Annotated in this window: 26 protein-coding genes; 12 read left to right on the top strand and 14 right to left on the bottom strand. The window is 48.8% G+C overall.

The window, feature by feature from the left end:
- Nucleotides 1–6: 6 nt before the first annotated feature.
- Nucleotides 7–1,410, bottom strand: coding sequence for a replicative DNA helicase (locus L9P36_RS01210; protein WP_237464304.1), 1,404 nt, complete (start codon nt 1,408–1,410; stop codon nt 7–9).
- Between the two features lie 265 nt (nt 1,411–1,675).
- Here L9P36_RS01210 and L9P36_RS01205 point away from each other — a divergent pair, with 265 nt between their 5' ends.
- Complete coding sequence (locus tag L9P36_RS01205; RefSeq protein WP_237464302.1) at nt 1,676–2,467, top strand: DUF481 domain-containing protein; 792 nt, start codon at nt 1,676–1,678, stop codon at nt 2,465–2,467.
- A 113-nt stretch (nt 2,468–2,580) separates the two neighbouring features.
- Here the strand turns inward: L9P36_RS01205 and L9P36_RS01200 are convergent, their stop codons facing one another.
- The 11 genes from L9P36_RS01200 to L9P36_RS01150 all read right to left on the bottom strand — a co-directional run bounded on the left by L9P36_RS01200 (nt 2,581) and on the right by L9P36_RS01150 (nt 11,272).
- Nucleotides 2,581–3,237 carry a TIGR04219 family outer membrane beta-barrel protein gene (locus L9P36_RS01200; protein ID WP_237464301.1) on the bottom strand — a complete coding sequence of 219 codons (657 nt, stop codon included), beginning with the start codon at nt 3,235–3,237 and terminating at the stop codon, nt 2,581–2,583.
- A 114-nt stretch (nt 3,238–3,351) separates the two neighbouring features.
- Nucleotides 3,352–3,612, bottom strand: a complete 261-nt coding sequence (locus L9P36_RS01195; protein ID WP_237464298.1) for an envelope stress response protein PspG — start codon at nt 3,610–3,612, stop codon at nt 3,352–3,354.
- 65 nt (nt 3,613–3,677) lie between these two features.
- The gene (gene dusA, locus L9P36_RS01190) at nt 3,678–4,667 is read right to left on the bottom strand and encodes a tRNA dihydrouridine(20/20a) synthase DusA (RefSeq protein ID WP_237464296.1); all 990 of its coding nucleotides are present in this window, start codon (nt 4,665–4,667) and stop codon (nt 3,678–3,680) included.
- Nucleotides 4,668–4,784: 117 nt separating this feature from the next.
- On the bottom strand, nt 4,785–5,399 hold the full coding sequence (locus L9P36_RS01185) for a LysE family translocator (protein WP_237464295.1): 615 nt from the start codon (nt 5,397–5,399) through the stop codon (nt 4,785–4,787).
- A 37-nt stretch (nt 5,400–5,436) separates the two neighbouring features.
- The gene (locus tag L9P36_RS01180; protein ID WP_237464293.1) at nt 5,437–5,898 is read right to left on the bottom strand and encodes a chemotaxis protein CheX; all 462 of its coding nucleotides are present in this window, start codon (nt 5,896–5,898) and stop codon (nt 5,437–5,439) included.
- A gap of 36 nt (nt 5,899–5,934) precedes the next feature.
- Entirely contained in the window at nt 5,935–6,372 is a 438-nt protein-coding gene (zur, locus tag L9P36_RS01175) for a zinc uptake transcriptional repressor Zur (RefSeq protein ID WP_237464292.1), read from the bottom strand.
- A 406-nt stretch (nt 6,373–6,778) separates the two neighbouring features.
- The gene (locus tag L9P36_RS01170) at nt 6,779–7,177 is read right to left on the bottom strand and encodes a (deoxy)nucleoside triphosphate pyrophosphohydrolase (protein ID WP_237464290.1); all 399 of its coding nucleotides are present in this window, start codon (nt 7,175–7,177) and stop codon (nt 6,779–6,781) included.
- A gap of 53 nt (nt 7,178–7,230) precedes the next feature.
- Nucleotides 7,231–8,028, bottom strand: coding sequence for a hypothetical protein (locus L9P36_RS01165; RefSeq protein WP_237464289.1), 798 nt, complete (start codon nt 8,026–8,028; stop codon nt 7,231–7,233).
- 292 nt (nt 8,029–8,320) lie between these two features.
- Complete coding sequence (locus L9P36_RS01160; RefSeq protein WP_237464287.1) at nt 8,321–8,878, bottom strand: VC2662 family protein; 558 nt, start codon at nt 8,876–8,878, stop codon at nt 8,321–8,323.
- 403 nt (nt 8,879–9,281) lie between these two features.
- Entirely contained in the window at nt 9,282–10,925 is a 1,644-nt protein-coding gene (gene groL, locus L9P36_RS01155; protein WP_237464286.1) for a chaperonin GroEL, read from the bottom strand.
- A 56-nt stretch (nt 10,926–10,981) separates the two neighbouring features.
- Nucleotides 10,982–11,272, bottom strand: coding sequence for a co-chaperone GroES (locus L9P36_RS01150; RefSeq protein ID WP_237464285.1), 291 nt, complete (start codon nt 11,270–11,272; stop codon nt 10,982–10,984).
- Between the two features lie 250 nt (nt 11,273–11,522).
- Between L9P36_RS01150 and L9P36_RS01145 the strand changes: the two genes are divergently transcribed.
- Entirely contained in the window at nt 11,523–12,977 is a 1,455-nt protein-coding gene (locus L9P36_RS01145) for an MATE family efflux transporter (protein WP_237464283.1), read from the top strand.
- On the opposite strand, the gene L9P36_RS01140 is transcribed toward L9P36_RS01145, so the two are convergent.
- The gene (locus L9P36_RS01140) at nt 12,956–13,444 is read right to left on the bottom strand and encodes an FxsA family protein (RefSeq protein ID WP_237464281.1); all 489 of its coding nucleotides are present in this window, start codon (nt 13,442–13,444) and stop codon (nt 12,956–12,958) included. The genes L9P36_RS01145 and L9P36_RS01140 overlap by 22 nt on opposite strands.
- A gap of 336 nt (nt 13,445–13,780) precedes the next feature.
- Between L9P36_RS01140 and aspA the strand changes: the two genes are divergently transcribed.
- Nucleotides 13,781–15,235 (top strand): aspartate ammonia-lyase, encoded by a 1,455-nt coding sequence (aspA, locus tag L9P36_RS01135; RefSeq protein WP_237464279.1) that lies wholly within the window; start codon nt 13,781–13,783, stop codon nt 15,233–15,235.
- A gap of 267 nt (nt 15,236–15,502) precedes the next feature.
- A complete protein-coding gene (locus tag L9P36_RS01130) occupies nt 15,503–17,338 on the top strand; it encodes a protein-disulfide reductase DsbD (RefSeq protein ID WP_237464278.1) in 1,836 nt (611 codons plus the stop codon).
- A gap of 348 nt (nt 17,339–17,686) precedes the next feature.
- Here L9P36_RS01130 and L9P36_RS01125 read toward each other — a convergent pair whose 3' ends face one another.
- Nucleotides 17,687–18,874, bottom strand: a complete 1,188-nt coding sequence (locus L9P36_RS01125; protein WP_237464277.1) for a 3-phenylpropionate MFS transporter — start codon at nt 18,872–18,874, stop codon at nt 17,687–17,689.
- Nucleotides 18,875–19,294: 420 nt separating this feature from the next.
- Here L9P36_RS01125 and aroQ point away from each other — a divergent pair, with 420 nt between their 5' ends.
- From aroQ to fis, 8 genes are all read left to right on the top strand, one after another.
- Nucleotides 19,295–19,753: a type II 3-dehydroquinate dehydratase gene (gene aroQ / locus L9P36_RS01120; RefSeq protein WP_237464275.1), complete on the top strand. Its 459-nt coding sequence runs from the start codon at nt 19,295–19,297 to the stop codon at nt 19,751–19,753.
- Nucleotides 19,754–19,774: 21 nt separating this feature from the next.
- Complete coding sequence (gene accB / locus L9P36_RS01115; protein WP_237464274.1) at nt 19,775–20,233, top strand: acetyl-CoA carboxylase biotin carboxyl carrier protein; 459 nt, start codon at nt 19,775–19,777, stop codon at nt 20,231–20,233.
- 12 nt (nt 20,234–20,245) lie between these two features.
- The gene (gene accC / locus L9P36_RS01110) at nt 20,246–21,589 is read left to right on the top strand and encodes an acetyl-CoA carboxylase biotin carboxylase subunit (protein WP_237464272.1); all 1,344 of its coding nucleotides are present in this window, start codon (nt 20,246–20,248) and stop codon (nt 21,587–21,589) included.
- A 153-nt stretch (nt 21,590–21,742) separates the two neighbouring features.
- Complete coding sequence (locus tag L9P36_RS01105) at nt 21,743–22,060, top strand: YhdT family protein (protein WP_237464271.1); 318 nt, start codon at nt 21,743–21,745, stop codon at nt 22,058–22,060.
- Nucleotides 22,057–23,556, top strand: a complete 1,500-nt coding sequence (panF, locus tag L9P36_RS01100) for a sodium/pantothenate symporter (protein ID WP_237464269.1) — start codon at nt 22,057–22,059, stop codon at nt 23,554–23,556. Before L9P36_RS01105 ends, panF begins: the two co-directional genes overlap by 4 nt.
- 158 nt (nt 23,557–23,714) lie before the next feature.
- Nucleotides 23,715–24,602, top strand: a complete 888-nt coding sequence (gene prmA, locus L9P36_RS01095) for a 50S ribosomal protein L11 methyltransferase (protein WP_237464267.1) — start codon at nt 23,715–23,717, stop codon at nt 24,600–24,602.
- A 140-nt stretch (nt 24,603–24,742) separates the two neighbouring features.
- Nucleotides 24,743–25,708, top strand: coding sequence for a tRNA dihydrouridine synthase DusB (dusB, locus tag L9P36_RS01090; RefSeq protein WP_237464266.1), 966 nt, complete (start codon nt 24,743–24,745; stop codon nt 25,706–25,708).
- Between the two features lie 23 nt (nt 25,709–25,731).
- Nucleotides 25,732–26,028 carry a DNA-binding transcriptional regulator Fis gene (fis, locus tag L9P36_RS01085; RefSeq protein ID WP_237464264.1) on the top strand — a complete coding sequence of 99 codons (297 nt, stop codon included), beginning with the start codon at nt 25,732–25,734 and terminating at the stop codon, nt 26,026–26,028.
- The last annotated feature ends 71 nt before the right edge of the window (nt 26,029–26,099 follow it).

The raw sequence follows: 26,099 nt of genomic DNA, 5'->3' as shown, positions 1-26,099 counted from the left end.
TGTTCCTTATTCATCAAAATCTGTACTGCCAGCATAATTATCAAAACGCGACCATTGGCCTTGGAAGGTGAGACGAACCGAACCGATGGGACCGTTACGTTGCTTACCAATGATAATATCGGCGGTTCCTTTGTATGGGCTCTCGGGGTTATACACCTCATCGCGATAAATAAACATGATCAAATCGGCATCCTGCTCAATCGCTCCAGATTCACGCAAATCCGAGTTCACCGGACGTTTGTCGGCGCGTTGTTCCAGACTACGGTTCAGCTGCGACAGCGCCACCACAGGCACATTGAGCTCTTTGGCCAGCGCTTTTAGCGAGCGAGAGATCTCTGCGATCTCCAGGGTACGGTTATCCTGCATGCCAGGAACGCGCATCAACTGTAAGTAGTCGACCATGATCATGCTTAATCCGCCATGCTCACGGGCAATTCGGCGGGCGCGAGAGCGCACATCAGTAGGCGTCAAACCAGAGCTGTCATCGATATACATATTCTTTTTATTCATCAGAATACCCATACTCGATGAGATACGCGCCCAGTCTTCATCATCCAACTGGCCGGTACGAATGCGTGTTTGATCGACGCGAGACAAAGAGGCCAGCATACGCATCATGATCTGTTCGGCGGGCATCTCCAAAGAGAAGATCAACACCGGCTTCTCTTGATCCATGGCTGCGTTTTCACACAGGTTCATGGCAAACGTCGTTTTACCCATGGACGGACGCGCCGCGACGATGATCAAATCAGAAGGCTGCAAACCTGCCGTTTTCTTATTGAGATCATTAAAGCCTGTGGAAACCCCAGTGACGCCATCTTGCGGCGTTTGATACAGCAGCTCGATACGTTCAAGGGTACTTTCCAAAATACGCTCAACGTTCTGCGGACCTTCATTGGCACTGGTGCGTTGCTCAGCAATAGCAAACACTTTACTTTCCGCCAAATCCAGCAAGTCACCCGCACTGCGACCTTGCGGCTCATAGCCGTTGTCAGCAATTTCGTTGGCGACCGAGATCATTTCACGGATAAGCGCACGTTCGCGCACGATCTCAGCGTAAGCACCAATGTTCGCCGCACTTGGCGTATTTTTCGCAAGCTCAGCAAGATAGGCAAAACCGCCCACCTCTTCGAGCTTTTCATGCAATTCGAGATGTTCAGAAAGGGTGATCAAATCCAGCGGTTGGCCGTTGTCCAAAATCGCTTGAATCGATCCAAAGATCAGACGATGGGCACGAGAATAAAAGTCCTTGGCCACTACTTTTTCGGCCACGTTATCCCAGCGTTCGTTATCCAGCATCAAGCCGCCAAGAACAGACTGCTCAGCCTCTAGCGAATGGGGTGGCATTTTGACGCCATCAACTTGGCTATCTTTGCCCCCACGTTTGGGATGTTTTGCGACTTCGGCCATCGAATCTCATCTCTCTTTATGAATAGCGCACCAGTATACTCATAATCTGCGGTCGCTTCGAGGTGCGAATGCGCTCATTGCCGCATTAGCGCACAAATCAAAATTCTGACCGAAAATTCACAGAATCTGTGCGCCATCACCCAGCCTCACCCTTGCTAATCAAAATGCAATTCTCTATGGTGAGCAAGGCTATTTTTTATTCGAGGTTGCGCATTTGCGATCGCTGTATTTAGTTCTTTTTTGCTTATGCGCCGCAGCTGTCCCTGTGAGTGCCACCCTCTACCATCCCTATCGACTCAACAATCCCATGCCCGCGGTAATGGATCGCCCCACGCCTCAAGTTGATTCACTATCTTATTATTCGGACCAAGAAACCAGCGCTGGTCTGTGGGATATGGAAATTGAATTGGGCTATTTTGGTCAAGACGGCAATAAGAACAGCCATGCATTTAACAGCCGCACCGCCCTTAGCTATCAATATGGCCGTTCCCGTAGCTTTGGTGAAGTGCGCCTTTATACCGCGCAATCCGATGGCGAGCGCAGCGGCCAACGCAGCCAGCTCAAATTGCAAAGCGACTACCTGCTCCTGCCTCAATCTAACAGTTACCTTTTTGGTAACGTCGATTTTCTAGAAGATAAGTTTGGATCCTATTTCTATAACGTCACCGCCGCCATAGGTTTAGGTTTTCGCGTGATTGATCGAGACACGCTCAAGCTCGAACTTGAAATTGGCCCCGGCTTTCGCCATCAAGAACCCAACTTAGATGAGCTCAGTGATTCTGATCTGATTTTGCCAGAAACGGTCGATGAGGCGATCGGCAAGGGAACCGCGCGTTTGCAATGGGATAGCTCAGCAAATGTCAGCATTACTGGCCTGCTGACTGGCGTTGCCGGCGATAGCAACCAGACCTTGGAAGGTGAACTCAGTATCACCAGTAATATCACCGATAGCATTGCAGTGAAATTTAGCCAGTCGCTACGCTATCAAAGTCGCGTGCCCGATGGCCTTGAAAGTCGCGATACCACCACCAGCTTTAACCTACTCTTTCGCCTGTGATTTGGCTGCGCGTATACGCGAATAGCATCAGTTAATCTCAACTAAATGCTAACTCGCAGGCATAAAAAAACGCACGACTGGCGTGCGCTTTTTGCAATTCAAATCCAGCTGGATTACATCACGATCTCTGCACCGAAGATGAAACCTTCTTGGTTGAATTCGCGAGAATAACCATCGAAGTTGTCGAAGTCGTTATCGATCACGCGGTAACCAGCTTTCAAGTTCACATCAATTGCAGGAATTGGCAAGGTGTAGAACAAACCAAATTGACCGTCAAAGGTTGATGTGCCATCAAAGCTACCGAAGTTCATTTCACCGTAAAGGCTCAATGGCGTTGCAGGTAGACCGATGATTGCTTCACTGTAGATGCTAGGGGTCCAGCTATCAAAAGCTTTGCCGCCTGCAGTACGGTCGATACCGTCGTAGTTTGAGAAGTTCACACCGATATCAAATGCCAATGCATCGTTATCCAAGATTTCGTAGTAAGCGATCATATCCGTTTGAGTCATCTCAAAACGATCAGCTTCATAGTTGTGGTAACGCAATTTCACATTTGGAATCAATGGAATAAAGTGCTCGATTGCAACATAGGCACCTTTCGCTACGTCATCACCACCGTTTAATTCTGCGCCGCCAACTGGAGTCACGTCAGTTTCAGCAACCCAGCCATAAACGCCAGCCTTGGCACCAAGCAACATTGCAGCTTGCGCAGGCATTGCCAGCGCAGACGTCACTGCTAACGCCACTGCAGAAGTCATTAATTTTTTCATTCGCGTCTCCGCTCACTCATTGTGACTAAAAACCTGAGCACTATAACAAAGTTGTGCTCAAAAAACTGTCAGCTGAAGGAAAAACCTTCAACCACTCATCGCATCAATTTAAGCTTATCGGCGATTCTTCCACCGTCTTAAATATCTTTCTGCTGCCTCGCGATTGCGAAACTGCACAGGTCCATAACGTCGCGCCAGCCATACCAGCAACAGCGCGAGCAAAATCCAAGGCAATAGCTTGAGCAGCAGTAGAAACATACCGGCAATCAACAGTAGGGTCAGTCCCATACTGAGCGCCAAAATAACCCCTGCAAAACTCACGCCAGTAAATAAGAGTACTGACACAAAACCGACAAAAAAGAGCACTTCAAACATGACGATTCCTCTGATTTGACGCCGAACCTTGAACAATCGTCCCTATCCATAGGAACTCGGCTAACTTAAGGATTAACCTCATCTGGCACTTTTGCCATTGCGGTTAACAGAACTTCCGGTCCAGATCCGGCTTTATGCGCATTTTCGCTAATATAGCGACGCCATTGACGCGCACCTGGCATATTTTGGTATAAACCCAGCATATGACGACTAATATGACTTAAGTAGCTGCCTTGACTGAGCTGTTGCTCAATATAAGGCAACATCGCTTCCACCACTTGACGACGGGTGATAACTGGACGATCACTCGCGAACAATTGCTGATCCACCTCGGCCAAAATATAGGGGTTTTGGTAAGCTTCACGCCCCATCATCACACCATCTAAATATTGAAGGTGTTCTTTTGTTTGCTCAAGTGAGGTCACGCCGCCATTAACCGCAATGGTGAGCTCAGGAAAATCAGCTTTGAGCTGATAGGCGCGCGAATAATCCAACTCTGGAATTTCGCGGTTTTCCTTTGGACTTAAACCCTGCAGCCATGCTTTACGGGCATGAATAGTGAAATGATCGCAACCGCCTTGCTCTTTGACCGTACGAATAAAATCAGTCAAAAATGGGTAGGAGTCTTGCTCATCAATCCCAATACGTGTTTTCACCGTCACGGGAATATCCACCACGGCTTTCATTGCTGCCACGCACTCAGCCACCAGTTGTGGTTCAGCCATTAAGCAGGCGCCAAATTTGCCGTTTTGCACGCGATCAGAAGGGCAGCCCACATTGAGGTTCACTTCATCATAACCACGTTCTTGCGCCAATTTTGCGCAGGTCGCCAAATCCGCAGGATTTGAGCCACCCAGCTGCAATGCCACAGGATGCTCCGCCTCGTTAAATGCCAAATAGTCCCCTTTACCATGAATGATCGCGCCAGTAGTCACCATTTCAGTAAACAGCAAAGTTTGCTGGGTCATTAAACGATGAAAATAACGGCAATGGCGATCAGTCCAATCAAGCATAGGAGCAATGGAAAAACGATAGCGGCTAATAGGCTGAGACATCACAAACTCTTATTCGGTGACAAAATAGGCTGCGAAGTTTAGCCAACTGAAGGCAAAAGCGCAAAGTGTCTGCCACTTTGCGCTTTGATGGTCGTATGATCAATAGGCTACGGCGCATTAACTGCCCATCAATACGCGCAGTGCCAGTGCGATCAAAATGATGCCGGAGAGACGATCAATCATCACGGCGCGGCGACGAACCCAAGGCAAGAATTTCGGGTGTGAGAGTAAACAGGCAATCAAGGTGTACCATAGGCCATCAACCACCCATGGCGTCATCACGATTAAAAACGCGCCCTCTTGCCCTTGGCTAGGGCTGACAAATTGACTAAACAGCGCGGTAAAAAAGAGGATAATTTTGGGGCTCAGTAAGGAGATGGCTAAACCATCTCGCATGCCGGCATACCAAGGCGCGGGCTTGCCAGCAGCAAGCTTTGCACCAATGCCATGGGTTGAACGTAAAGCGCCAATGCCAAGCCAAATGAGGTAAGCGGCACCGGCATAACTGACCACACGAAAGGCCGTGGGATGCGCTTCAATCAACAGCGCTAAACCCATCAAGGTTAGCAGCGCATAAAAACCGATACCCAGCGCATGCGCCCAAGCGGTTAATACCCCCTGCTTTCGACCACTAGCCAGCGTATGCTGAGCCACAATCACTAAACTCGGGCCAGGTGACATCGCCCCGAGTAAACAGACAAACAACAACGACAGCCACAACATCCCAGTCATTGCTTACGCTCCATGTATCGCACTTTGTGCGTTCTACTTAATCAAAGCAGATTTCAATATGGGCTGAACCATAGCTTGATTGAAAAGGCATGATGATGATGGCGCCATCAGTCTTATGGGTAATGGTGTGATTACTCCCCGACACCACAGCAGGCGTCGCCATATCAAAATCGAACCCTTTTTCTGCCAACATTCGCTTGGCACCACCGGTAACCATATTGGTAATTTCACCGACCATATCGGTCACGTCTTCGTCGATGGATCTTGGACGCTCACCAAGCATCCGCTCCATGATCTCCAGCGCCAAAGACTCATCAAAGGTAATACTCAATGAGCCTTTGGTTTGCGGGCCGATCATCCCAATCAGACCAGACACATCTCCCCGCGCCACCTCATCTTTTTTTAAACGAGGTTTTTGCGGTTGCAGCTCCAAGGCTGCCATGGTTTTTAGCACGTTTAATAACGAGGATAAAAACGGGTTTACAAATTCTGCACGCATTATTCTAAATATCTTTACTCAATCAAATGGTGCGACCTAAGACTGGCACTGAGGGCACACACCATGGGTTTCGATCACATGCTGAAGCACTTGAAACCCATGCTGCTGTGCTTGTTCATTGAGCGCATGCTCAATCTGGTGATGGTGAGTTTCCACCACCGCATCACAACGCTCACAAATCAGCAATACTGAACAGTGTTGTGCCGAGCCAAGATGGCCACAAGCGATAAAACTATTAGTCGATTCAACTTTATGAATAAATCCCTGCTCAAGCAAAAAATCCAAGGCGCGATACACAGTCGGCGGCTTGGCATGGGGCATTTCTAACTTTAATGCATCCAACAAATCATAGGCGCTCTGAGCTTTACGCTGCCTGAGTAAAAGCGCAAAAACCATCATCCGCTGTGGTGTCATCCGCACCCCGCGTTGGTCACAGATCGCCTTTGCCTGTTCCATTTGTTGTTCGACTAACATGCAACTACCAAGAAAAATAAATGACCCCCAGTCTAGCACAGAGGCAAATGCACAAGGCAGATTTGGCAAACTATTTTAAAGATGGGAAAGTGGAAAAGTGTGGGCTTGGTGGCACTCTTCAAGCGTAGATGCGCGAAAACAAAAACCGCGGCACAGCGCCGCGGTTAATTTATAGGCCTGCCTGAACCGTACAGCAGAGCAGCATCGCCATCATAAATACAAACAAGGGGTTCATCTCTTTTCTCCTTATTCGCATAGGGGGTGCGAATAGTTTTCCATGGAGCAAGGTAAACAAATTGTTACCACATGTTAAAAATAGGAAAAGAAGAGATAGATTGTGCGCCTCAACCGACAATTGAAGGTCAGTCCGCGCTAAATTGCGAGGTAAAACACAAAACCCGAGTGCTTAATGCGCGTCCTTAAGCTGCGTTGTGATCAGTTTCTCAGCAATAGGGATATCCGCCGGCGTTAATCCGTAATCTCGCAAGCGCTCGATGGGAACCCACTGCACCGCATCATGAACGCGCAGCGCCATGGGACTATCATCAAATTCAGTCCAAAGCGCCACCAGTTCAATAGCACCACCGGGATAGTGATATTGGCTACGTGCAAATTCATCGCCCACTTGCGCTATCACACCAAGCTCCTCTTGCAGCTCACGGCATAGGGCTTGCGCTAAGGTTTCTTGGTTTTCAACTTTACCGCCGGGAAATTCCCAGAATCCAGCATGCTTTTGCTGCGCATCACGTCGCGCAAGTAAAACACATTGGTTTTTGACGGCCAGTGCCGCAACCACAATCTTCATAAGTACTCCTTGAATATTGCGGCAGCATAGGCACATTGGTGATTATTGACAAGTTAAGAAGCCATGGTAGTCGCTGTGGTAATCGGCGTCTTATGGACCATATTGAGTAGCGCTTTCTTATCGCGGCGATGGGCGATGCGCTTACGCTGCCTCGTATATTTATCAAACACGATCTCAAGCTCTTTATCCGTAGGTAACAAAGGACGCACGGCGCGTGATAAACGCGGAAAAATCCGGCGACGTACCCAGCGGCTTTTAGCCAAAGAGATTTGATTGAGTGCAACAATACCAAGAATCAACACACTAGCCATCAGGGTATACACACACCATTGCACTGGCCACGCAAAGATGACACCTAAATAAAATGACCCCACAGGCGCAGCTAGCAGCAGGATAAATGTCAGTATCACCTGCCAATCGACACAACCTTGCGCCATTTTTTGATCCACTTCCGAACTCAACAGATCAAAGGGCTCTTGCAACAACTCATAGCGCTGTGAGGTACCAATGGTTTTGGGATTGATATAAACGTGCTGCTCAAGCTGCAAGCGGCCATCATAACGCTGATAAATATCAGGAAAGGTACGTGCACTCAGCGCTTCCACTGAAATGTGCTTGGGTAAACGACGGAGATATTCTTGATAATAGCTGGGGTAACAGCCGGTTTGCGTGCCGCAATCACAGCATGTCTTATCATGGGTAATGCGCAATGGCGCACTCACGGGAATGCCCAAAACCGCACGACGAAGCGTTCGCTTTTCAACTTTATTAGCAGTGATCTTACGGCAAATTGCGCAAAAATCCCCGACATGCCCCAGTTTCTTACGGTAAACCCGCTTTCCCCACAACATCGTGACTTACTCCCTGTCATTGGCCATGATACTCAAGTTGCGCATAGTGTAAGGCGATGCTTTTTCAAGCAAAAATTTAATCTATCAGCTTTCACACCAGCTAACGAAAATCACTGAAACAGATTGCGATTAGATTCATATTCATCGATATGCTTCAAAGGTTGAATCCTTTTAAGAAAGGTACAAATAGCGCGCATAAAAAACCGCAGCCTTGGCTGCGGTTTTTATCAATGAACTTATTCTCTAAGGTGGCATAAAAGAAACGAGCGACGCTCGACCTTTCAACGCCCCCTTAGAAATTGATAAATGGAAAACATTTCAAAAAGCCATTGTCAGCGCAGTTCAACAAACCAATCTGCACCCCATCAATCTCGTTGGTCATATTAAATAGACCCAATTGGAAATTCGATTTATCAGAAATACTGGCAAAGCCTACATCTGCCATGGTGTAACCATCTGAATAGTTGACGGCACTCCAGTTAAGGCCGCGCACATCATGAGTCATGTTGACCAACCCCACATTGGCGCCCAAGGTTTCGCCTTCATTCCAGTTCAGCAAGCCCAGTGATGCGCCCTTCATTTCCTGATTCACTTTCGCCGCACCAAAGAACAAACCAAAATTAACCCCTGTGGTGCGATCACTTTCTGACAGTCCGAGTACTGAAAAGTCCACACCATTGACCTCTTGCACCTGACCGTGCAAAACCGCCAAACGTACGCCATTTACTTTTTGCGCAGATGGCGCATTAAAACCATTGATCGACGAGAACATCACAGGCGTGCTGTCGGCCAACACACTGGGTGAAACGAGAGAGGCTGTCACCGCTGCGGTGATGAGTAGCTTTTTCATGGTTAACTCCATATCGATGAATATGCATCAAAGTGTACAACTTCGATTATGAACGCCCAGTAAACCAGTCATGTTAAAGAGGCGTCATGGTTCTGTGATTCCACAACGCCAACCCTAAGTCACATGCTTGAAACCAAGCGTTATCAAGCTTCAAGCCTAGTTTCTCAGCGTTAAGCTGCCATCTTTCGCATGCAATTTGAGGGACACCTCTAAAACAGTGTTTCGCGCAGCTGCGACAAGTCAGTGGTAAGTCAAAATCTCGTTCAATTCAAGGTGCATTGCTTTTTGTTTATCCAGCGTTTTATTGGGCCATTTCTACTGCGGATCACCACTAAATTTAGGCATAAAAAAACCGAGGCATTCGCCTCGGTTTTTTAAGCATTCACATCAGTGAGAGCGATGATTACATCATGCCGCCCATACCACCCATGCCGCCCATGCCACCCATATCTGGTGCACCAGCATCAGACTTAGGAAGCTCAGTCACCATAGCTTCGGTGGTGATCATCAGGCCAGCAACAGAGGCTGCAAACTGAAGTGCGCTACGAGTCACTTTGGTTGGATCCAAAATACCCATATCGATCATATCGCCGTACTCACCAGTCGCCGCGTTATAACCGTAGTTACCTTCGCCCGCACGTACGTTGTTCGCAACCACAGACTCTTCATCGCCTGCGTTTTTGGTGATTTGACGAAGTGGTGCTTCCATAGCGCGAAGTGCAACGCGAATACCCACGTTTTGCTCTTCGTTGTCACCTTGAAGATTTACCACTTTTGATGCTGCGCGAATCAATGCCACGCCACCACCAGCAACCACGCCTTCTTCAACCGCCGCACGTGTTGCATGTAGCGCATCTTCAACGCGATCTTTCTTCTCTTTCATTTCAACTTCAGTGGCTGCGCCCACTTTGATCACAGCAACACCGCCAGCCAATTTCGCTACGCGCTCTTGTAGTTTTTCACGATCATAGTCTGAAGTTGCATCTTCGATTTGTTGACGAATTTGCGCCACACGACCTTGAATCATCACTTCATCGCCCACGCCATCAATAATGGTGGTGGTTTCTTTGGTGATGGTCACGCGTTTTGCTTGGCCCAAATCTTCTAGTTGTGCTTTTTCAAGCTCTAGACCCACTTCTTCAGAGATCACAGTACCTGCAGTCAGTACCGCGATATCTTGAAGCATCGCTTTACGACGGTCACCAAAACCTGGTGCTTTCACCGCTGCAACTTTCACGATGCCACGCATGTTGTTCACAACCAAAGTTGCCAAGGCTTCGCCTTCAACATCTTCAGCCACGATCAATAGTGGGCGAGAGTTTTTCGCAACTGCTTCCAGTGCTGGTAGCAATTCACGAATGTTTGAAACTTTTTTATCCACCAATAGGATATATGGGTTTTCTAGATCAACAGAACCAGACTCTTGGTTGTTGATGAAGTATGGAGAAAGATAGCCGCGATCAAACTGCATACCTTCAACTACATCAAGCTCGTCTTGTAGTGCTTGACCTTCTTCAACGGTGATCACGCCGTCGCGACCCACTTTTTCCATCGCTTCTGCAATGATGTTACCTACGGTCGCATCAGAGTTTGCAGAGATGGTGCCCACTTGCGCGATCGCTTTGGTATCTGCGCAAGGAACAGAAAGCACTTTTAGCTCTTCAACGGCTGCAGCAACGGCTTTGTCGATGCCGCGTTTTAGATCCATTGGGTTCATACCTGCAGCAACAGCCTTTAGGCCTTCAGCGATAATTGCTTGCGCAAGCACGGTTGCTGTGGTGGTACCGTCACCCGCTGCGTCATTTGCTTTTGACGCAACTTCTTTCACCATTTGTGCGCCCATGTTTTGGAATTTGTCTTCCAATTCGATTTCACGCGCAACAGAAACACCATCTTTGGTAATGGTTGGTGCACCAAAAGATTTGTCTAGAACAACGTTACGGCCCTTAGGACCTAGTGTCACTTTTACCGCATCGGCAAGAATGTTCACGCCTTCAAGCATTTTTACGCGAGCGTCGTTACCAAATTTAACGTCTTTAGCAGCCATTATGATTTCCTTTTTAATTTGATTTCAAACGAGACAATCAGACTCGATAACCGCAATTACTCGACAATTGCCATGATGTCGTTTTCAGACAGAATCAGCACTTCTTTGCCGTCGATCTTTTCTGTCTTGGTGCCATAGCCTTCGCTGAAGATCACGGTGTCACCCACTTTGACATCTAGCGGTAGAACGCTGCCGTTCTCAAGCACACGGCCTTTACCTACAGCAAGCACCACACCGCGAGTTGATTTCTCAGCAGCAGAGCCAGTTAGCACGATGCCACCTGCAGATTTTGATTCAACTTCTTGGCGTTCAACAATCACGCGATCATGTAAAGGACGAATGTTCATCGGTCGTCTCCTGAATTAAAACTATCCGTTGGTTTTAGTAAAAACGCGGCGCACTCACTGCGCTCGCTCATGGTTCAAAATGTGGGGATAGCGACAGCAAATCCCAAGGGGTAGCGACAAATTTTTTTAAAAAAAAGCCCGATCAGTGCAATCTGCTTCACAGTTTGCTACAAATGCCGTGCCAGTCATGGTGCCGGCACCGCATCATACTGCTATCGGTTATTTTTCATTCAGCAGACAAGAGCCCCGCATGCAACATAACAATCGCACGCAAGACAAGCACGGTCTGCTTTCAGGCCCGATTCCTGACACCCTGCGCCATATGGCGATCCCTATGGCATTGGGTATGATCTCGGTGCTGATGTTTAATCTTGTCGATACCTTCTTTGTCTCCCTGCTTGGCACCAAAGCCCTCGCGGCCATGAGTTTTACCTTTCCGGTCACCTTTGGCCTCAACAGCATCACCATGGGATTGGGCGTGGGTTTACTGAGCTGCTTGGGTCAGCGCCTTGGTAAACATCAGCAACATCACGATCAAAACCAGCAAAACCTCGATCACAACCAGCCAAGCGGGGCAACTCAAACAAACCACATTGCGCCCTATTCTTCCGCATCAAATTCGCGCGCCAGCCAAATTCTATGTAGCCATGGCATTATCTTCATCGTGCTAATTGCAATAGCGCTTTCTGCGCTACTGCTGGTGGCACAACCTATCCTCTTTCGCGGGTTAGGCGCCAAACCTGATATTGCGCCACTGCTCCATCAATATCTCACCATCTGGCTATGGATGGTGCCACTTTTGGCGCTGCCCATGGCTTGCAGCTCAGCAATTCGCGCCACTGGCGATACCAAAACGCCAGCGATGATTATGATGCTGGCAGGGGGCATTAATGGCGGGCTTGATCCGCTACTGATTTTTGGTTGGGGCCCAGTTCCCGCTATGGGGATTGGCGGTGCAGCGCTAGCCAGTGGCCTGAGCTGGTTGGTGGCTTCCATACTTTCTTTGTGGATCATGGTGCGTCGCTATCAGCTCCTTAGCTGGCCGAAAATTAATGGCTGGCTGACCGATTGCAAATCGATTTTAGCCGTTGGCCTGCCAGCTGCAGCCTCCAATCTTCTGGTGCCATTGGCCAGCGCGGTGATGATGATCATTTTGGCCAAGCAAGGCACCGAAGCCGTTGCCGCCTATGGTGCAGCTGCGCGCGTGGAAGCGATATTGTTACTGGTGATGTTTTCCATGGCCTCAGTACTCACGCCGTTTATGGCGCAAAATATCGGTGCGAAGCAAACAGAGCGGGCTTACCAAGGCTTGGTCAGCGCGGTGAAATTTGCCTTTGCCTTTCAGCTCTTGGTGTATATCGCCATGGTGCCACTGAGCTGGCCTTTGGCTATGCTATTTAGCCAAGAACCCGCGGTGCAATCACTGCTCTGGCTCTATTTGGTCATTGTGCCCATCAGTTATGGCTTGCAAGGCGTGACCATTCAGCTGGTGGGATCGCTCAATGCACTGAAAAAATCACACTATGCATTGCTTTGTAATCTCACCCGGCTCTTTGGTTTGATGATCCCCTGCGCATGGCTCGGTAGCCTTTACGATGGCACGCAGGGGTTATTTATCGGGATTGCCATCGCCAACGCAGTCAGCGGATTGGTTTCCCTATGGTGGGTGTGGCGATTGAAATTTTATTTATCATCATCACGATGATCGAGATAACGCGATGAGCGTGATTCTTGCTGCTCATCGCGATGACTAAATTCACCCTCAAAGGTGTGATCATCTTGCGATTGCTGGCGCTGATAAAAGCCATTGACCTGACGCATCTGCACGCGTGTCATCAACCATTTTGCAACCCACATTCGAAGCGCTGGAATCAATAACAGCGCCCCCAAGGTATCGGTAACAAAGCCAGGTAAAAAGAGCAACACGCCGGCCACTGCCAGCAAAGTACCTGCGACAATTTCCTGCGCGGGCATTTGTCCACGCTGCATCTGTTGTTGCACCCGCAACATGGTTTGCATGCCCTGCACACGCACTAAGCTTGCACCCACCACCGCGGTTAAAATGGTTAAACCTAAGGTTGGCCAAAGGCCAAGTAGGCTGCCCATCTCAATATAAACGCCGATCTCCACCATGGGGATCACCACAAACAACAACAAAATCACTAAAAACATAGGTCGCTCATCTCTTTTCTTTCGCTTTCTCTATCATTGGGCTGCTTTGCAGAAAAAACAATAAACAAACACAATTGCTGACAACTTTTCGAATTTTAATTTTCGAATGTCATCAGCGCCGCCATTTGGCTCGCCATGGCGGCCGACAATCTCGTGACGACTCTCACAGGCGATGAAAAATGGCAATAAAAGGCGATCTTCGCACTATTTTTTCATGCCAATCCTCTTATGATGGAAACATTCATAAGATATGAATCGCCCAACTCGCTGTTGAATGGATGCACCGCAGAATTGGCCTTCGCCTCTTATATTGCTTGATTGTTTTAAGGTGATCCCATGTCAAATTCCACCCAGCTTCCATGCCAAGCCACCCGTATAGAACATGACCTTCTCGGTGAGCGCGCCGTGCCAGCCGATGCCTACTATGGCATTCATACCCTGCGCGCCATTGAAAACTTTCCGATTTCTGGCCACACCATTTCGCAGGTGCCTGAATTTGTCCGTGGCATGGTCTACACCAAAAAAGCGGCTGCCATGGCCAACCTTGAACTTGGGGTGATTTCAGAAACTATTGGCCAAGCGATTATCGACGCTTGTAATGCCATGCTACAAACGGGTCAATGTTTGGATCAATTCCCCACTGACCTGTTCCAAGGCGGCGCAGGGACCTCAGTGAATATGAATGCCAATGAGGTGATCGCCAACCTAGCACTCGAAAAAATGGGCTATGCCAAGGGTCGCTACGACATCATCAACCCTAATGATCACGTCAATAAAAGTCAGTCTACCAACTGCGCCTATCCCACCGGATTTCGCATTGCGGTGTACAACAGCATTAGCGATTTGATGGCTGCCATTGATGTGCTGCAACAAAGCATGGAAAGCAAGGCGCAAAGCTTTGCAGCCGTGCTGAAAATGGGGCGCACGCAACTTCAAGACGCAGTGCCAATGACCGTCGGTCAAGAGTTTCACGCCTTTGCCGTGCTGCTCAAAGAGGAGATCAAAAACCTTAAATATGCCGCAGGTTTATTGCTTGAGGTGAATTTAGGTGCCACCGCCATTGGTACTGGCTTAAACGCGGCCACCGGCTATCAAGCTTTGGCGGTTCGCTACTTGGCTGAAATTACAGATCTACCTTGCATTCCTGCAGAAGACCTTATTGAAGCGACCTCAGATTGCGGTGCTTACGTGATGGTTCATGGCTCGCTCAAACGTCTGGCCGTCAAGCTCTCGAAAATCTGTAATGACCTGCGTTTGCTATCATCAGGCCCGCGCGCAGGCCTCAATGAAATCAACCTACCCGAGATGCAAGCTGGCTCTTCGATTATGCCAGCCAAGGTCAATCCGGTGATTCCCGAGGTGGTGAACCAAGTATGCTTTAAGGTGATCGGCAATGACACCACAGTCACTTTTGCCGCAGAAGCGGGGCAACTACAACTCAACGTGATGGAGCCGGTGATTGGCCAAGCGCTATTTGAGTCCATTACGCTGCTCACCAACGCCTGTCATACCTTGGCCCATAAGTGTGTGGATGGGATCACCGTCAATGCCAGCATCTGCCAAGACTACGTCTTTCAGTCCATCGGTATCGTGACTTACCTCAACCCATTTATTGGTCATCACGAGGGCGATATCGTCGGTAAAATCTGTGCAGAAACGGGAAAAAGCGTGCGCGAAGTGGTGCTCGAACGTGGCCTACTCACCGAAGAGCAGCTCGATGATATTTTCTCAACCGAAAACCTGATGCATCCGCAATATAAAGCGCAGCGCTATCATCATCTCGATGACTAAGCTATTCATCAACACCATCGCAAAGCCGCTGTTCTATCAGCGGCTTTTGTTTTTATATCAACTATTTAATTTTCAGCGCAATCCACAAAAGGCTGCGCGCTTTATCGCAAAGATGAGCCTATGACGCCCCTCACCACTGAACGAAGGGAATCATTGCGGACAAATGGCGTCTGACTGGTTACCATACAATCAATAAAAACTGCATTTGGTGCTCGCTATCGAAATCATGTGACGCCAAATCAATTTGCGCGAGAATCACAAAATTCCATGATAAAACGCTTCGCTCTCTTTTGTTTGCTATTGCTCAGTCTGCCAACGCAGGCAGGCTTTACGCTGCCAAACCAAAACCAAGCTTTTGCTCCCGTTGACCAAGCTTTTCCCTTCTCTTTTTCACAGCAAGGCGATCGGGTCACTCTGCGCTGGGATACCCTACCTGGCTACTATCTCTACCAAAGCAGCCTAGAAATTAGCGGCGATCAGGCGCAATTTAAGCCCGTCACGCTACCCGTGGGAGAGCAATATCATGATGAATATTTTGGTGATGTGATCATCTATCGCCAACCAATCTCAGTGGATGTTCACTTAACCCAAGCGAGCAATATCAGCACCCTTACCGTGCATTATCAGGGCTGCGCCGCATCCGGTTTCTGCTATCCGCCAGAGAGTAAACAAATTCCACTTTCTGCATTGGATGCCACACAAACCGCAACCAGTAGCGCTTTAACTGACTCAGATAAGACGGATTCAGACAACGCAACCCCGCGCAGTCAATCGGTCACTGCCGCTGAAAATCATGCGGCCAGCAAAAATGCAATCACAGAAGATACTGCACCCTTTGAGCACAGCGAGTCTGGTCAGCTAGCCAATCAACTGGCGCAGCAGGCATGGGCACCCTTGCTGTTTTTAGGTTTTGGTATTTTGCTCGCCTTTACTCCCTGCGTATTTCCCATGTATCCGATTTTGGCGGGCATCGTCTTAGGTCCCAACAAGCGCAGCCATGGACGCACCTTTGTGCTGGCCATGAGTTACATTCAGGGTATGGCGCTCACCTACACGCTGCTGGGTTTAGTGGTTGCTATGGCGGGCGTGCAATTTCAAGCGGCATTACAGCATCCGGCTATTTTGGGCGGCTTGAGTTTGCTATTTGTGGCGCTGGCTTTATCGATGTTTGGTCTATTTGAGATTCAACTACCAAGCGGCCTACAAACCAAACTCAGCGAACTTAGCCAAGGCCAAAAACAGGGGCAGTTAGGCGGCGTCTTTTTGATGGGCGCGATTTCAGGACTGATCTGCTCGCCTTGCACCACGGCACCGCTGTCTGGCGCACTGCTCTATGTGGCGCAAACGGGCGATCTCATGACCGGTGCCATTACCCTCTATATGTTGGCGCTAGGCATGGGCATTCCATTGCTGATTGTGGCAATGTTTGGGAACCATTTACTGCCTCGCGCAGGCAGCTGGATGAACCATATCAAAACCCTATTTGGATTTATTTTGCTGGCAGTACCGCTTTATTTGATGGAGCGTATTGTGCCGCAGCTGCTAAGTATCGGCCTATGGCTACTACTTGGATTGGCCTTTGCCGCTTGGCTGATTTGCTTGCAGCGACAACTCACTCATGGCTTAGCCAAAGTCGCGCTTTTTGCAATTGCACTATTGGTGGGCATTGGCACGCTCAGCCAAAGCTTGGTGCAATATCAGAGCTATCAGCAAAGCCAAAAACTCAGTTTTATTCGCATTGATAACAGCGCCGAACTGCAACACCAATTGACCCTTGCACAGCAAGCCAATCAACCTGTAATGCTCGATTTCTACGCCGATTGGTGTCGTGCTTGTATTGAGTTTGAGCACAAAACCTTTAGCCAAACGAAGGTTCAGCAAGCCTTACACGGTGTGCGCATGCTACAAATTGATGCCACCGATAACCTGCCAGAGCATCAGGCGTTGATGAAACAGCTCAATGTGCAGGGGCTGCCCACCATTCTATTTTGGAATGACCAAGGTGAATTATTACCTGCAGCGACCATCACCGGCTTTCAAGGACCAGAACGCTTTGTTCAGCATCTTCAGCAGTTTGAGATCCAGAGCAAGATGACAAACTGATGACAAAACCCGATAGCGTGTAAGTGTTTCACTGCAATTGATCGAACAGCTCTCGTTTTTGATAGTTGTTGTAAAAATGTTAACGTTTGTGATTGTTTGTCAGACAAGCAATTGATAAATTTACAAACACAACATGATTAAAGCATTGCATTTAATCAACGAGATTTATCTCATCCCGATCTGTCTCACACCCACGGGTGGCAGTGAACCTTCGCTTGAATCGAGGCCTTGGCCTCACCCCGTTCATTCCGATGAACGCCATAAAAAAGCAGGGCCTTGTGCCCTGCTTTTTTATTTCTATTTCAATTCACATTCGCTCAATGTAAATCAAAGTTGCTCGCTCAGCGCCTAAGATTGACGCTCACTGAGCGCCTCATCGATTGCTTGCTCTGGCAACTGCCATGTGCGAATCACTAAAGCCAGCGCAGGAACCACAAAGGCAGCCAAGAACCAGAACATCTGTCCTTGATAATGATCATAAATCCAACCACTGATCGGACTCATCACCGCAATACTGCCCGCCAATGCAATGGCGTTATATAAAGACTGCAAACCGACCATATGCACAGTTGGCATCTGCTGAATATAACGAATTGCAGCCAAATGACAGACCGCAAAAGTCACGCCATGGAGCGCTTGAGCAATAATCAGTGCCGGTAAAAAATCAGCCATGGCCATTAAAGACCAACGCAAAATGGCACCCACTACCGCCAGACGGAACATCGCCATTAAGGAGATGCGCTCAAAAATACGCGATCCCATGGCAAATACCGCAATCTCAACCACCACGCCCAAACTAAAGATCATCCCGGTCAGCGATTTGCTATAACCCAAAGACTGCCAATAAATCACGCTAAAGTTGTAGTAACCCGCATGGCTACCTTGCACCAAAGCGGTCACACAAAGAAAGGTGAGCACCGTTGGAATCCCCAACAATTTACGCAGCGGCATGTGTACTGCGCTGTTTTCTTGCTGTGATACCGGCATTGGATTGAGATTGAATTGGCTAAAGAACAGCGCAGCGACCATACCAAGGGCTGCAACCACAGGAATCACCGCAGAGCCAAAGTGCTCACTGAAAAAACCCACGGTAATGGTGCCAATAATAAATGCGATGGATCCCACTAATCGTGTTCGACCGTAATCCAACACCTTGAGCTTGCTATAGTAGTTGGCAAGCGTATCGCTGAGCGCGGTAATCGGGCCAAAGGCTAAGTTGGCCACAATAGTTAAAGCAAAAAGCACCCATAAATTTGCACCACCCCAAATATGTAGCGTCATCACCACCAGCGCGATCACAGAAAGCCAGCGCAGCGATGGCAGCAACCATTCAATACGGTGCAAACGTGGGGTAATGGTGAGGTTAGCAATACAGCGCGCGGCAAGCACAGAGCCCATCACCATGCCGATATCTTGCTTGCTATAGCCGAGAGATTGCATCCATTCACCCCAAAAAGGGATGTAAACACCAAAACAGAAAAAGGTTCCAAAGAAGAAGAGAGCCAACCAAAGCGCAGGTGGCGTTTGCATTCTCATGAGCGTTCCTTATGACAAAAAGCGGCAAAAAATCAGCACATCGATGACTGATGAAAGGTGCGTATTGTCACATAGTGCGAGTCAACATGAAATGGCTACAAAGTCGCCACAAGCAATGCTAATGTATTGATAACCTAAGATTTTAGTGAACACGTGTGCACTCAAAGGGCTTTTTTGCAGCCAAGATCGCAAAAAATTGTTTAATTTGCAGGCAAAAGGCTATTTTAGAGCGTGTTGGATGCGATAAAAGTGCTGATAAGACCAGTATTTTGCTGCTAATTGCTGCGAATTCACTATAATCGGAAAAAATTAAGTCGAACGACCAAAATTTAGCCATAAAATCGATGTGGATATCGCTTTAAAACACGTTCGTGAATTTTAGCGACAAGATCGGCTAATTTTGTGCAAAAGGTGGCGAATATGAGCAAAAAACATCGCATTCTGCTGGTCAATGGCCCGAACTTGAACCTTCTAGGTCGTCGAGAGCCCGGTCATTATGGTGCAGCAACCTTACCAGAGATTGTTGACGCGCTACAGCAAGAAGCGACGCAAGCCAATGTTGAGCTCACACATATTCAATCCAACGCTGAATTTGAATTGATCAATGCGATTCATCAAGCCATGGATCATATTGATCTGATCATTATCAACCCAGCCGCCTTTACCCATACCAGTGTCGCCCTGCGCGATGCCCTGTTGGCCGTATCGATTCCGTTTATCGAGGTTCATCTGTCCAATGTTCATGCCAGAGAGCCTTTTCGTCATCACTCCTACTTCTCAGACAAAGCCATTGGCGTGATCTGTGGTCTAGGGGCTGATGGTTATCACTTTGCACTACGCGCTGCGATCACGCGATTGCAAGCGTCCCAATCAAATTAAGACGGTATAAGAGACAACACCATGGATATTCGTAAAATCAAAAAACTCATCGAGTTAGTAGAAGAATCTGGTATTTCTGAGCTAGAAATTTCAGAAGGTGAAGAATCTGTACGAATCAGCCGTACCAGCCCAGTTGCTGCGCCAGCTGTACAAACTTATGCAGCAGCGCCTGCACCTGTTGCAGCACCTGCGCCTGTAGCAGAAGCACCAGCTGCTGAAGCTGCACCTGCGAAAAAAGAGATCACCGGTCACCAAGTGCTTTCACCAATGGTTGGCACTTTCTATCGCTCACCAAGCCCAGAAGCCAAAGCATTTGTTGAAGTTGGACAAACAGTCAACGTTGGTGACCCACTTTGCATCGTTGAAGCGATGAAGATGATGAACCAAATCACTGCAGACAAAGCAGGGACTGTGGTTGCGATTCTTGCCCAAGACGGTGGCGCTGTTGAGTTTGACGAGCCGCTTGTTGTGATCGAGTAACAGGACGGATCAATGTTAGATAAATTGGTTATCGCCAACCGAGGCGAAATTGCGCTGCGTATCTTGCGCGCATGTAAAGAACTCGGGATCAAAACCGTGGCCGTGCACTCCACTGCCGACCGCGATCTCAAGCACGTGCTATTGGCTGATGAGACCATCTGTATCGGTCCTGCAAAAAGCACTGAAAGCTATTTGAACATTCCTCGCATCATCAGTGCGGCTGAAGTTTCAGGGGCAGTTGCCGTTCACCCAGGTTACGGTTTCTTATCTGAAAACGCCGATTTTGCTGAGCAAGTTGAACGCTCTGGCTTTATCTTTGTCGGTCCAAAAGCGGAAACTATTCGCTTGATGGGTGACAAAGTATCTGCGATCAGTGCGATGAAAAAAGCAGGCGTGCCTTGTGTGCCTGGTTCTGACGGCCCATTGGGTGATGATGAAGCCAAGAACAAAGCCTTTGCTAAGCGTATCGGCTACCCAGTGATCATCAAAGCCTCTGGTGGCGGCGGCGGTCGTGGTATGCGTGTTGTTCGCAGCGAAAAAGAGCTGGTGGATTCAATCGCAATGACCCGCGCAGAAGCCAAAGCTTGCTTTAACAATGACATGGTGTACATGGAGAAATATCTCGAGAACCCACGTCATATCGAAGTGCAAGTACTCGCCGATGGTCAAGGCAATGCAATCCACCTTGGTGAACGTGACTGTTCAATGCAACGTCGCCACCAAAAAGTTGTGGAAGAAGCGCCAGCACCAGGTATTACTGCGGAAATGCGTAAATACATCGGTGAGCGCTGCTGCCGTGCTTGTATCGAAATCGGCTATCGCGGTGCAGGTACCTTTGAATTCCTATACGAAAACGGTGAGTTCTACTTTATCGAGATGAACACCCGTATTCAGGTTGAGCACACCATTACTGAAATGGTCACTGGTATCGACTTGGTGAAAGAGCAGCTACGTATTGCCGCCGGTCAACCATTGTCATTTACCCAGTCTGACATCGTTTTGAAAGGTCACTCTATCGAGTGTCGTATCAACGCCGAAGATCCAGTGCGCTTCCTACCTTGCCCAGGTGAAATCACCCGCTTCCACCCACCAGGTGGCATGGGCATTCGTTGGGAATCTCATATCTATACTGGCTATCGCGTGCCACCACACTACGATTCAATGATCGCTAAGTTGGTAAGCTACGGTGAAAACCGTGACGTGGCCATTGCTCGTATGAAGAATGCACTGCATGAATTAGTGGTTGATGGCATCAAAACCAACGTCCCAATGCATTTGGATATCCTCAATGACGAGAATTTCCAACATGGCGGCGCCAACATTCACTATCTTGAGAAAAAATTAGGTCTGTCCTAATCGCAGTGAATGCACAGGAATTATCCAAAAGCCTGCATATATGCAGGCTTTTTTTTATCCAATTTCTTGCACTTTTTGACCATTTACTTGAAGTTTTAATCAAAGCACAGACAATACAGCAGTTTTATTTACCCATTTTTCAAGGACAAGATGATGCGAACCCTAGCTCAGCGCTATCGCCAAGCACACCGCGAAGCCTGGTGGGCCATCGCCCTCACGCTCGCCTATTTTGCTTGGTGGTATCTCAGCGCCTATGGCCTTGCGCCGCAATCTGCCCAGCACCTGACCCTGTACTGGGGCCTACCTCTGTGGTTTTTGATGGCCTGTGTGATTGGCCCCATTCTTTTCTGCTTACTTTGCGCCGCCATGGTGAAATGGCTCTATAAACCGATGTCGCTAGAACTTGAGGATCATCCGCAAGCAGCTAACGACAACGCATCGGCCGACAAGCAAAGCAAGGAGGTGCTATGAATCACGCCGTTCTTTGGCCCATGGCGCTCTATTTAGTAGGCGTCTTTGCCCTCGCCTTTTTATCCCGTCGCCATCTCACCGATAGCAAAGGCTTTATGGCCGAATACCTGATGGGTAGTCGCAGCATGGGCGGCTTCGTCCTTGCGATGACGCTGGCTGCCACCTTTATCAGTGCCAGCTCTTTTATCGGCGGTCCCGGCGCAGCCTATAAGCATGGTTTAGGCTGGGTGCTATTGGCGATGATTCAGCTCCCCACCGCTTGGCTCACCCTTGGCGTACTGGGCAAAAAATTTGCCATTGAAGCGCGCCGTCATAACGCCATGACCCTTAATGACATGCTCTATGCCCGTTATCAAAACCGCGGCGTGGTGATCTTTGCCTCATTGGCACTACTGCTCGCCTTTTTTGGCACCATGGTGGTGCAATTTGTCGGTGGCGCGCGTTTATTGCAAAGCGCGGCAGGGCTCTCTTATCAGCAAGGTTTGATGCTATTTGCGCTCACTGTCGGCATCTATACCACCATCGGCGGTTTTCGTGCTGTGGTGATGACAGATACCCTACAAGGGATCATGATGCTCATTGGCACCGTGGCGCTACTTGGAGGTGTCATTTATGCGGGTGGCGGCCTAACTGAGCTGGTCACCAAGCTACACAGCATTGATCCGGCGCTGACCCAGCCCTATGGCGCCAACGATTTTCTTAGCCAACCCTTTATGCTGAGCTTTTGGGTGCTGGTCTGTTTTGGGGTGATCGGTTTGCCGCACACCGCAGTGCGCTGTATGGCCTATAAGGACACCCAATCGCTGCACCGCGCTATGGTGATCGGCACTGTGATTGTCGGCTTTTTGATCTTCGGTATGCACTTTGCGGGAGCCTTGGGTCGCGCCATCATTCCATCACCCGATAGCCCAGATAACATTTTGCCAGAGCTGATGATTACTGTGCTGCCACCGGTATTGGCTGGGGTGTTCCTTGCCGGTCCCATGGCGGCAATTATGTCGACTATCGACTCACAGCTGATTCAAGCCTCCGCCACCTTGCTCAAAGATCTCTATTGGAACTATGTACGCGGCATTGGTAAACCCGCGGGTTCAAACGCCGAGCAACAGTTGCAAGAACAACGCAGTGAGCGTCTAGAAAAGCGGATGCCGGGTCTGTCTCTCTGGGTCACTGGCATCTTCTCACTGTTGGTGTTTGCCGCCGCCTTTAATCCACCAGAAATGATTATTTGGCTCAACCTACTAGCCTTTGGTGGCATGCAAGCTGTGTTCTTCTGGCCTCTCGTCCTTGGCCTTTACTGGCAGCGCGCCTCAAGCTTTGGCGCAGCAAGCAGTATGATCGCCGGCCTTGGCTGCTACGCAGCGCTGGTGACCTTTAAACCGGACATGAATGGTATTCACGCCATTGTGCCGACTTTACTAGTCAGCCTATTGGCCTTTGTGGGGGGATCTTTGCTTCGCCCCAATACAGCAACACAATTTGGCCAAACCGCGTAAGCCATCCATTCAACTCACGGCCATGCCAACAAAACCAACGCCTTCTCAATGAAGGCGTTTTTTTATTCAGAAAAAGTGTGATTGTGCGCAGGATTTGTAAGAGCCTTGGCTGTTTTTTTGCTAAACTCTCGCCTTTATTTGATGCACGAGCGATCACCATGCCTTGGATTCAACTCAAACTGAACGCCACGTTGGATAACGCGGAAACCATTGGCGACATGCTAATGGACGAAACCGGCGCCCTGTCTGTGACCTTTTTAGACGCCAAAGACACGCCAATTTTCGAACCACTCCCAGGTGAAACACGCCTTTGGGGTGAAACCGATCTGTTGGCGCTATATGACGCCGAAACCGATATGGATATGGTGATGCCAATCATTCAAGGCTGCGGTCTGCTAAACCCAGATTTTGCCTATAAGATTGAGCAAATCGAAGACAAAGATTGGGAACGCGAGTGGATGGATAACTTCCACCCAATGCAATTTGGCAAGCGTCTTTGGATCTGCCCAAGCTGGCGTGAAATTCCGGATCCTGAAGCGGTCAATGTGATGCTCGATCCTGGTCTGGCTTTTGGTACTGGTACCCACCCAACCACAGCCCTTTGTCTTGAATGGCTTGATGGCCAAGATTTGGCAGGCAAAACCGTAATCGACTTTGGTTGTGGTTCAGGCATTTTGGCCATTGCCGCACTGAAATTGGGCGCAGAAAAAGTGATCGGTATTGATATCGACCCACAAGCCTTGATCGCCTCAAAAGACAACGCAGAGCGCAATGGCGTTGCCGATAAGCTTGAGCTGTTCCTACCGCAAAACCAACCAGAGAATCTGCTAGCAGATGTCGTGGTTGCCAACATTCTTGCTGGTCCACTTCGTGAGCTTTCACCTGTGATTACCAGCTTGGTGAAACCACAGGGTCTCCTCGCGATCTCAGGCGTGCTTGAGAGCCAGGCTGAAGATGTTGCCACTTACTACCAAGATGCCATCGAACTTGCACCTGTAATTGCACGTGAAGAGTGGTGTCGTATCAGCGGCCAAAAACGTCCTTAATTTGCAGTTTTTTAAAGGCCAATATTCTGTTTTTTATAAGGTTTTACACTTTATAGGCAAAATGGTTATTTATTGGCCTTTTCACCCTGTGAAAAAATGCGTAAAATGCGCGCCCTTACTGACGTAGTACGACTTGCTCTGTGAATATTGGTCCCTATCAAATCGAGATACCGCTCATCCTTGCTCCGATGGCAGGCGTGACCGATCGTCCATTTCGTGAACTCTGTATGCGATTTGGCGCCGGCATGGCGGTGAGCGAGATGATGTCCTCCAATCCTGATGTTTGGAAGTCAGCCAAATCACAGCAACGTCTCGTGCAGCTTGAAGAACCCGGCATTCGCTCCGTTCAAATTGCTGGCTCCGATCCACAGGAGATGGCACAAGCGGCACAATACTGCGTCGACAACGGTGCTCAGATTGTTGATATCAACATGGGTTGCCCAGCCAAGAAAGTGAATAAAAAACTGGCAGGCTCGGCACTCCTAAAAGATCCAGCACTGATTGAGAACATATTGACCACTGTGGTCAAGGCCGTCTCTGTTCCTGTGACGCTGAAAACGCGTACGGGTTGGGACCTTGAACATAGAAACTGTGTCGATATCGCCAAAATCGCCGAGCAATCGGGCATTACAGCCCTCGCCCTCCATGGCCGCACACGCAGCTGCATGTATAAAGGTGAGGCTGAATACGATTACATCAAGGCGGTTAAACAAGCCGTGCAAATTCCGGTGATCGCCAATGGCGACATTGACTCACCGCAAAAAGCACGCGCGGTATTGGACTACACCGGCGCCGACGCATTGATGATCGGCCGTCCGGCACAGGGACGCCCTTGGATCTTTCAGGAGATCCAACATTACTTAACAACAGGCGAGTTGTTACCACCCCCTTCTATTGAGGTGGTGCGTGAGAGCTTGCTCGGCCATGTTCAAGCCTTACATAGCTTCTATGGCGCTTACAAAGGGCTACGCATAGCTCGTAAGCACATTGGCTGGTATTTAGCTGAACAGGGCGATACTAGGGATTTTCGCAGTAACCTCAACGCCATTGAAGATGCCGAGGCGCAGATTCAAGCACTTGAGCGTTACTTTGAAAGCATTGCATAAAATCGAGAAGAGCTGACAGATATATGTTCGAACAAAACCTGACTTCCGAAGCGCTAACAGTCGCGACCGTAACTGCACACGATCAAGTGGCGCAAAAACCTCTACGTGACTCTGTAAAAGCCTCGTTGAAAAACTACCTTGCTCAATTGAATGGCCAGGAAGTCAATGATCTTTATGAACTCGTACTTGCTGAAGTAGAGCAACCTCTACTCGATACCATCATGCAATACACTCGCGGTAACCAAACTCGCGCAGCAAACATGATGGGCATCAACCGTGGCACCCTACGCAAAAAACTAAAAAAATACGGCATGAACTAAGCCACGGCCGATAACGTGAACCAATTCAAAGCCCCACGCATTGCGTGGGGCTTTTTTGTATTTGAAGACTC

Source organism: Vibrio stylophorae, assembly GCF_921293875.1.
GTDB lineage: Bacteria > Pseudomonadota > Gammaproteobacteria > Enterobacterales > Vibrionaceae > Vibrio_A > Vibrio_A stylophorae.
This window is presented reverse-complemented; position numbering and strand designations above follow the sequence as displayed.